Below are 7596 nucleotides of genomic sequence, written 5' to 3' on the forward strand. Positions count from 1 at the left end.
GCTCACGAAGGGGCCGGAACATCCGGCATCAATGTCGACTGACATGACGCCTTCGCGAGCAAGCTCGCTCCCACAGTGTGGCATCAGCGTTTCCAGATGGCGGGCACAAAAAAACCGGAGCCAAGGCTCCGGTTTTTTCATTATCAGTGGATCCTCATCCCTGCTGCATACATCGCCAGTTTCAGCAGGCTCGCCACTACTGCGAGTGACACCACACTGCCCAGCCAGATCAACAACAACCAGCCCAGGCGCTTGTACCAGCGGCTGGATCTGACCTCACGCGAATCAATGGTAGCCATCGCCAATCCTCACTTTGCCGCGAAATACGTAGTAGCTCCAGAAGGTGTACATCAGGATCACCGGCAGGATGAACAGTGCGCCGATCAGGGCGAACAACTGGCTCGACGGCGGTGACGCGGCGGCCCAGATGCTCACCGACGGCGGGATGATGTTTGGCCAGATGCTCAGTGCCAGACCGATGTAACCGAGGAACATCAGCACCAGGGTGAACACGAACGGCCAGTGGGTGTGGCGCTGACGCAAGGTGCGCAGCAAGCCGAACAACGCCAGCAGCGCCAGCACCACCAACCCGGCAAACACCATCAGGTGCCCATGGCTGGACCAGCGCGAGGCCAGTTCCGGGTGCAGTAGCAGGGTCCACACGCCGATCACCACCACCATCGCCAGCAGCAACCACGCCAATGGCCGGGTGAACAGACGCATCCGCGATTCGAGCATGCCTTCGGTCTTGACCAGCAACCAGGTGCTGCCCAGCAGCGCATAAGCCACCACCAGACCAACGCCGCACACCAGCGGGAACGGCGCCAGCCAGTCCAGGCCACCACCGGCAAACTGCCGATCCACCACGGGAATACCCGATACGTACGCGCCGATCACCACGCCCTGAGAGAACGTCGCCAGCAGCGAGCCGCCGATGAACGCCTTGTCCCACCAATGGCGTTTGTGCGGTGACGACTTGAAGCGAAACTCGAACGCCACGCCACGGAAAATCAGTCCGCAGAGCATCAGGATCAGCGGCAGGGACAACGCTTCCAGAATCACTCCATACGCCAGCGGAAAAGCGCCATACAACGCCGCGCCACCGAGCACCAGCCAGGTTTCGTTGCCGTCCCAGACCGGGGCGACGGTGTTCATCATCACGTCGCGCTCCTGCTCATCGGGGATCAGCGGAAACAGGATCCCCAGCCCCAGATCGAAGCCGTCCATGATCACGTACATCATCACCCCGAAGGCAATGATCACGCCCCAGATCAACGAGAGATCGATACCTTGAATACCCATGATTCAATGCTCCTTTATCAGTGGATCCGGGTCGCGGATTCAAGGTGATCGGTCGCTGCCGAAAGAGGCCGGCGCGGTGTCTGCAAATGTTCATCCGCAGGCGGATGTTCGTGATGCGGCTGCGGACCTTTGCGTACCAGTTTCATCATGTAGCCGATGCCCACAGTGAACACCGAGCAGTAGATCACCACGAACAGCAGCAACGAGGTGCTCATCTGCGCCACCGAGTGGTGGGACGCCGCGTCATGGGTACGCATCAGGCCGTACACCACCCACGGCTGACGCCCGACTTCGGTAGTGATCCAGCCGGCCAGCAGCGCGATCAACCCGCTCGGCCCCATCAGCAATACCAGACGCTGGAAGCCACGATGCTGATAGAGCTTGCCACCACGGCGCAGGGCCAGGCCCAGCAGACCGACGAGGATCATCAACATGCCCAGCCCGGCCATCACGCGGAAGCTCCAGAAGATGATGGTCGAGTTCGGCCGATCCTCTTTCGGGAAGCTCTTGAGCGCCGGGATCTGCTTGTCGAGGCTGTGGGTCAGGATCAGGCTGCCCAGGTACGGGATTTCCAGCGCGTACTGGGTTTTCTCCGCCTGCATGTCGGGGATGCCGAACAGCACCAGCGGCGTCGGACCGTTGTCGGCGTTTTCCCAATGACCTTCGATGGCGGCGATTTTTGCCGGTTGATGCTCCAGGGTGTTCAAGCCATGGGCGTCACCGACCACTGCCTGAATCGGCGCAACGATCAGCGCCATCCACAACGCCATGGAAAACATCTTGCGCACCGGCGCCGTGTTGTTGCCGCGCAGCAAGTGCCAGGCCGCCGACGCACCGACGAAGAACGACGTCGCAACGAACGCGGCAATCGCCATGTGCGCCAGACGGAACGGAAACGAGGGGTTGAACACGATCGCCAGCCAGTCCTGCGGCATCACCCGACCGTCGACGATTTCGAAGCCCTGCGGGGTCTGCATCCAACTGTTGGAGGCGAGAATCCAGAAGGTCGAAATCAACGTGCCGATGGCAACCATCACCGTGGCAAAGAAGTGCAGGCCACGGCCGACGCGGTTCCAGCCGAACAGCATGACCCCGAGGAAACCGGCCTCAAGGAAGAACGCCGTCAGCACCTCATAGGTCAGCAACGGCCCGGTGATGCTCCCGGCAAAGTCCGAGAACCCGCTCCAGTTGGTACCGAACTGGTACGCCATGACCAGCCCCGAGACCACACCCATGCCGAAGTTGACGGCAAAGATCTTCGACCAGAAGTGGTAGAGATCGCGGTAGGTGTCGTTATGGGTTTTCAGCCACAGGCCTTCGAGCACCGCAAGGAAACTCGCCAGGCCGATGGTGATCGCCGGGAAGATAATGTGGAACGAAACCGTGAACGCGAATTGAATTCGCGCCAGGTCCAGTGCCTCCATGTTGAGCATGATGATGTCCTCATCCAGGCTGAAAAGCGGCAGCACGTCGCCGGGCCACCGCCAGGCGTGAACGCCTGCAGCCAGTCAAATTGCTATGATTTTTTATGAGTAGCGGGTCAGGCCACCGACGACGGGATCAGGTTGCTGACCTTGGCCGCTTCGAGGCGAATCGCGACGAATTTCGAGGTCGGCGTGTAGGTCCGGTCGCCGTAGCTTTCCAGCGGCACCAGCGGATTGGTTTCCGGGTAGTAAGCCGCCGCCTGACCGGGCGGAATGTCGTAGGCGATCAGGGTGAAACCGCTGACCCGACGCTCACGGTCGTCATTCCACAGCGCCACCAGATCGACCTTCTGCCCCGGTTCGAAGCCTAGTCGCTGGATGTCCTGCTCGTTGGCGAAGATCACGTCGCGCATGCCGTAGACCCCGCGATAACGGTCGTCGAGGCCGTACAGCGTGGTGTTGTACTGATCGTGCGAACGCATGGTCTGCAGGATCAGATGCGGCTTGACCGGCAGGTTGCGCACGCCTTCGCTGATCAGGTGTTCCGGCAGCACGCACGGGGTGAACTGGGCTTTGCCGGACTCGGTGTTCCAGACCCGGTCCGAGGCGTCGTTGCCAAGGTGGAAGCCACCCGGGGTCAGCAGTTTTTCGTTGAAGTTCTCGAAACCCGGAATCACGTCGCCGATCAGATTGCGGATGCGCCCGTAGTCGCCCACGACCCACTCCCAGTCGATTGGATGTTTGCCCAACGTGGCGGCGGCAATCCCGGCAATGATCGCCGGCTCGGATTTCAAATGCGCCGACTTCGGTTTCAACTGGCCGAACGACAAATGCACCATGCTGAAGGTGTCTTCCACGGTCACGCCTTGCGGACCTTCGGCCTGGATGTCGATGTCGGTGCGACCCAGGCACGGCAGGATCAACGCGTCACGCCCGGTCACCAGATGGCTGCGGTTGAGCTTGGTCGAGATATGTACGGTCAGGTCGAGTTTGCGCATCGCTTCGTGGGTACGCGGGGTGTCCGGTGTGGCTTGGGCAAAGTTGCCGCCCAGACCGATGAACACCTTGGCTTCGCCACGCTCCATGGCACCGATCGCCATGACGGTGTTGTGGCCGTGCATGCGCGGCACTTTGAAGTTGAAGCGGTTTTCCAGTGCGTCCATCAACTCCTTGGGCGCCAGTTCGTTGATGCCCATGGTGCGGTCGCCCTGCACGTTACTGTGACCGCGCACCGGCGACAGACCGGCACCCGGACGACCAACGTTGCCGCGCAACAGTTGCAGGTTGATGACTTCCTGCAGGGTCGGCACAGAGTGCACGTGTTGGGTCAGGCCCATGGCCCAGCACATGATCACGCTCTTGGCTCGGCCATACATGCGCGCTGCCAGTTCGATGTCGTGCAGTGGCACGCCGGACTGCTCGAGGATGTGCTCCCACGAAGTCGCATCGACTTCCGCCAGATAGCTGTCCAGACCCGAGGTGTGCTCGGCGATGAACGCGTGGTCGAACACCGGTTCGCCGCCGCTGGCCTGAGCCTCGCGCTCCCACTGCAGGAGGAACTTGGCCATACCGCGAATCATCGCCATGTCGCCACCCAGCGCCGGGCGGAAGTACGCGGTGTTGGTCGCTTCCCAGCCGTTGCTGAGCATCTCGATCGGGTTCTGCGGGTTCTGGAAACGTTCCAGGCCACGCTCCTTGAGCGGGTTGATGCACACCACTTGCGCACCGCGTTTTACCGCTTCACGCAGCGGTTCGAGCATGCGCGGGTGGTTGGTGCCGGGGTTCTGGCCGATGACGAAAATCGCGTCGGCGTGGTGCAGGTCCTCGTAGACCACGGTGCCTTTGCCGACGCCGAGGGTCTCGCCCATGCTCACCGCACTGGCTTCGTGGCACATGTTCGAGCAGTCGGGGAAATTGTTGGTGCCAAAGGCGCGGACGAACAACTGGTAGAGAAACGCCGCTTCGTTGCTGGCCCGGCCCGAGGTGTAGAACTCGGCCTCGTGCGGCGATTTCAGGCCCTTGAGGTGCTCGGCGATCAGCGCGAATGCCTCTTCCCAGGTGGTTTCCACATAGCGGTCGATCCGCGCGTCGTAACGCATCGGATGAGTCAGGCGGCCCTGATATTCCAGCCAGTAATCGCTCTGTTCAGCCAGGCTCGACACCGTGTACTTGTTGAAGAACGCTGGGTCGACCAGGCGCCCGGTGGCCTCCCAGTTCACCGCTTTGGCGCCGTTCTCGCAGAACTTGAGCATGCTCGCGCCGGGGGCTTCACCCCACGCACAGCCCGGGCAGTCGAAACCGCCGTTCTGGTTGGTCTTGAGCATGGCGCGGATGTTTTTCAGGGCGTTTTCACTGCCCAGCCAGCTTTTGGTCAGGCTGATCACAGCCCCCCAACCCGCAGCGGCACCCTTGTAAGGTTTGTAACGGTCGACTTGTGACATGGGACATCTCCATGACGATGCACACAGGCGTGAACCTGATCTTGGTTAAACAGCGACGGCCGACTTTGCACAGCAATAAAGCGGTCGTTTCAGTTGCCGGAACAAGGATATGAACCGATACAAAATATTGTCTAATCGCTATTTATGACCACATTATCGAAACCGTCTATCACGGTTAAAAACCCTTTATTCACGGGGCCTTGCGAAACTAAAGCGGTAACTTTCAGTGAGAAATAATTCATCATCGACGTAATCAATCAGCCGTTCATTAACAGTGATTGGACGCCTTCAAAAGTTGCCCATAACCTGCGCCAACCTGTTCCGTTAATACGGACTTCTCACTCCTGCGAGGCTGTCATGTCAGAGCGTGTCTTGATCGATGGTTACAACCGCCGCGTCGACTATCTGCGCATGTCGGTCACCGACCGCTGCGACTTCCGCTGCGTCTATTGCATGGCCGAGGACATGCAGTTTCTGCCGCGCCAGCAGGTACTGACGCTGGAAGAGATCTATCAACTGGCGCAGAGCTTCGTGGGGCTGGGCACGCGCAAAATCCGCCTCACTGGCGGTGAGCCGCTGATCCGTCCGGGCGTGGTCAAGTTGTGCGAGCAGATCGCCACCCTGCCCGGCCTGCGTGAGCTGTGCATGACCACCAATGGCTCGCAGTTGGGCAAACTCGCGGCGCCGCTGTTCGACGCCGGGGTCAAGCGCCTGAATATCAGCCTCGACAGCCTCGACCCCGAGCGCTTCAGGCAAATGACCCGCACCGGTGATCTGGCGCAGGTGATCAACGGCATCGATGCCGCGCGCAAGGCCGGTTTCACCCGCACTAAACTCAACGTGGTGGTGATGCGGGGGCGCAACGATCAGGAGATCAACGACCTGGTGAGTTTCGCCATCGACCGCCAGCTCGACATCTCCTTCATCGAGGAAATGCCGTTGGGGATCATCAGCGAACACAGCCGGGCGGAGTCGTTTTTCTCCAGTGCCCAGGTACGCGAGAAAATCGCCGAACGCTACACCCTGATCGAGTCAGCGGAGTCGACCCAGGGCCCGTCGCGCTACTGGCGCCTGGCCGAAGCGCCGGATATTCGCCTGGGCTTTATCTCGCCGCACAGCCACAATTTCTGCGGCACCTGCAACCGGGTGCGGCTGACCGTGGAGGGTCGCCTGCTACTGTGTCTGGGTAACGAGCATTCGGTGGATCTCAAAGCCGTGCTGCGCGCTCATCCGGGGCAACCGCAGCGGCTGGAGAAAGCCATTATCGAGGCGATGAAACTCAAGCCGTATCGGCACAATTTCGAAGTGAACGACGACGTCCAGGTCGTGCGCTTCATGAACATGACCGGCGGTTGAGACCGCCCTCACCCTGCGTAACCGGGATCGCCCAGCATGATCATCAGACCCAAGGTCAACCAATTCGCCATCCTCTTCACCCTCAAGGGTTCGATTGCCAAACGCATCGCCCTGCGCACCCTGATGGTCACCCTGCTGGCCTCGGCCATCGTCCTGATTGAAATCCTTCACCCGAGCAACTTCACCAAGGTCAACGCCACGCCGTTCACCCTGCTCGGGCTGTCGCTGTCGATCTTCATGAATTTTCGCAACAACGCCTGCTATGACCGCTGGTACGAAGCGCGCAAGGCCTGGGGGGATGTGCTGGTGCACATTCGTTCGGTGATCCGCGAAACCCATGTCATCCGTGAATCGGTGCAGCGCAAACCGTTGCTGCTCAATCTCTGCGGGTTTGCTCATGCGCTGAATGCGCGGTTGCGCCGGGAAAGCGAAGCGGCCGCCAGCCGTGCCTGGATCACGCCGCAACACGATACGCAGGTGCCGGATTACAGCGGGCGGATTCTGCAGCAGGTCGGCCAACAGTGTTCCGACCTGCATCAGAGCGGCGAGCTGACCGAATGGCGCTACATGCTCCTGGCCAATCACCTGACCAGCCTGACCCAGGCACAAGCGGTGTGCGAACGGATCAAAAACACCCCGCTGCCCTTCCCCTACACCTTGCTGCTGCACCGCACGATCTACCTGTTCTGCATCCTGCTGCCGTTCGCCATGGCCGAACCGCTGGGCTGGCTGACGCCGTTGTTCACGGCGATTGTCAGCTACACCTTCTTTGGTCTGGATGCGATTGCCGATGAACTGGAAGATCCGTTCGGCCGCGACGAAAACGACCTGGCAACTGACTCGCTGGTACGCACCATCGAGCGCGATATCCTGTCCGAACTGGGTGTGACCGACCTGCCGCCAATGCTGCTGCCGGTGGACTATGTGCTGAGCTGATCCCGACCTCCACACACATTCCCCTGTAGGAGTGAGCCTGCTCACGAATGCGTCTGGTCAGACGACGCTATGTTGATTGTGCCGGCCTCTTCGCGAGCAGGCTCGCTTGTATGGTAGGACTTGAAGGGAGGAGGAGG

At 60.5% G+C, this 7596-nt stretch carries 6 protein-coding genes; 2 read left to right on the forward strand and 4 right to left on the reverse strand.

Annotation, left to right across the window (positions count from 1 at the left end):
• Positions 1-143: 143 nt before the first annotated feature.
• From PseAD21_RS28985 to PseAD21_RS29000, 4 genes are all read right to left on the reverse strand, one after another.
• A complete protein-coding gene (locus PseAD21_RS28985) occupies positions 144-299 on the reverse strand; it encodes a DUF2474 family protein (protein WP_102359124.1) in 156 nt (51 codons plus the stop codon).
• Positions 286-1302 (reverse strand): cytochrome d ubiquinol oxidase subunit II, encoded by a 1017-nt coding sequence (cydB, locus tag PseAD21_RS28990; protein ID WP_102359125.1) that lies wholly within the window; start codon positions 1300-1302, stop codon positions 286-288. Before cydB ends, PseAD21_RS28985 begins: the two co-directional genes overlap by 14 nt.
• Positions 1303-1319: 17 nt before the next feature.
• Positions 1320-2735 carry a cytochrome ubiquinol oxidase subunit I gene (locus PseAD21_RS28995; RefSeq protein WP_102359129.1) on the reverse strand — a complete coding sequence of 472 codons (1416 nt, stop codon included), beginning with the start codon at positions 2733-2735 and terminating at the stop codon, positions 1320-1322.
• Positions 2736-2842: 107 nt separating this feature from the next.
• The gene (locus PseAD21_RS29000) at positions 2843-5167 is read right to left on the reverse strand and encodes an FdhF/YdeP family oxidoreductase (protein WP_102359126.1); all 2325 of its coding nucleotides are present in this window, start codon (positions 5165-5167) and stop codon (positions 2843-2845) included.
• 357 nt (positions 5168-5524) lie between these two features.
• Here PseAD21_RS29000 and moaA point away from each other — a divergent pair, with 357 nt between their 5' ends.
• Together moaA and PseAD21_RS29010 are read left to right on the forward strand one after the other, a co-directional pair.
• Positions 5525-6523 carry a GTP 3',8-cyclase MoaA gene (moaA, locus tag PseAD21_RS29005; protein ID WP_102359127.1) on the forward strand — a complete coding sequence of 333 codons (999 nt, stop codon included), beginning with the start codon at positions 5525-5527 and terminating at the stop codon, positions 6521-6523.
• A 36-nt stretch (positions 6524-6559) separates the two neighbouring features.
• Entirely contained in the window at positions 6560-7459 is a 900-nt protein-coding gene (locus tag PseAD21_RS29010) for a bestrophin family protein (protein WP_102359128.1), read from the forward strand.
• The last annotated feature ends 137 nt before the right edge of the window (positions 7460-7596 follow it).

This window comes from Pseudomonas sp. AD21, assembly GCF_002878485.1.
In the GTDB taxonomy this organism is placed as follows: domain Bacteria; phylum Pseudomonadota; class Gammaproteobacteria; order Pseudomonadales; family Pseudomonadaceae; genus Aquipseudomonas.